Source organism: Bacillus sp. 05T31 (genome assembly GCF_056396725.1).
Genome location: NZ_JBFTMA010001188.1, coordinates 1 through 744, shown reverse-complemented (window position 1 = coordinate 744; position 744 = coordinate 1). Strand labels below are relative to the sequence as shown.

The 744-nt window shown below is 35.3% G+C and carries 2 protein-coding genes and 1 pseudogene; 1 reads left to right on the top strand and 2 read right to left on the bottom strand.

The features are described 5' to 3' along the window. Positions 1–249 (top strand): annotated as a pseudogene (locus AC1DJR_RS32290) (glycosyl hydrolase); the annotation flags it as partial. 29 nt (positions 250–278) lie between these two features. Here the strand turns inward: AC1DJR_RS32290 and tlp are convergent. Together tlp and sspN are read right to left on the bottom strand one after the other, a co-directional pair. Further along, positions 279–476 (bottom strand): small acid-soluble spore protein Tlp, encoded by a 198-nt coding sequence (gene tlp, locus AC1DJR_RS32285; protein ID WP_429687857.1) that lies wholly within the window; start codon positions 474–476, stop codon positions 279–281. 97 nt (positions 477–573) lie between these two features. Beyond that, positions 574–708, bottom strand: coding sequence for an acid-soluble spore protein SspN (sspN, locus tag AC1DJR_RS32280; RefSeq protein ID WP_000527988.1), 135 nt, complete (start codon positions 706–708; stop codon positions 574–576). Positions 709–744: the final 36 nt, after the last annotated feature.

Sequence of the window (744 nt, the reverse complement as noted above, 5' to 3'; positions counted from 1 at the left end):
GCACTAGCTCGTAAATACAATGTTCCTATCCGCTATGATTTCACGGCTCAAGCTCCACATTTTAATTACTTTGACGAAAACGGCGTACAACATGAAGTTTGGTTTGAAGATTCAAGGTCTATTCAAAGTAAATTTAATTTAATGAAAGAACAAGGAATAGGCGGCATTAGCTATTGGAAAATCGGTTTACCGTTCCCGCAAAATTGGCGTTTACTCGTTGAAAATTTTACAATTACAAAAAAGGGCTGACTTTCGTCAGCCCTTTTTTGTACATTCTGTTAAGATTCATCTTTAATTTCACTTTTTAATGAATCGATACTTTCTAAACGTCTTTCATTTTTCGCTTCAATTGCAGCACGATCTTTTTCATTAGACAGTTCAGCTGTTTCTTTCGCCTCATTAAAATTATCAATTGTATTTTGCACCATTTCTTGCAATTTCTCAGCGTTGTCATTTCGATTATCTGGATTTGGCATGCTATTCCCTCCTAACGTTATAAATACCATCTTACTTTCCCTACATACGCTCAAATTTATGCATAAAGAAAAGGAGAATGATGACATTCTCCTTTTTTTAACCGTTATCAACAATTGGTTGTTTGCCAGTTTGGTCTTGCATTTGCTTCCCTTTATTGCCACCAGCTTTTTTTGATTGTGTTCCAATTTGATTTGGTGCAAAGTCTTTTGAATTCTTTTTCGGATTACCCATTACTATCGCCTCCTTAACACTAGTATCGTACTAGTG

Bases quoted from the DNA above. Each gene is read 5' to 3' on its own strand.
- tlp (WP_429687857.1), bottom strand. From the start codon at position 476: ATGCCAAATCCAGATAATCGAAATGACAACGCTGAGAAATTGCAAGAA.
- sspN (WP_000527988.1), bottom strand. From the start codon at position 708: ATGGGTAATCCGAAAAAGAATTCAAAAGACTTTGCACCAAATCAAATT.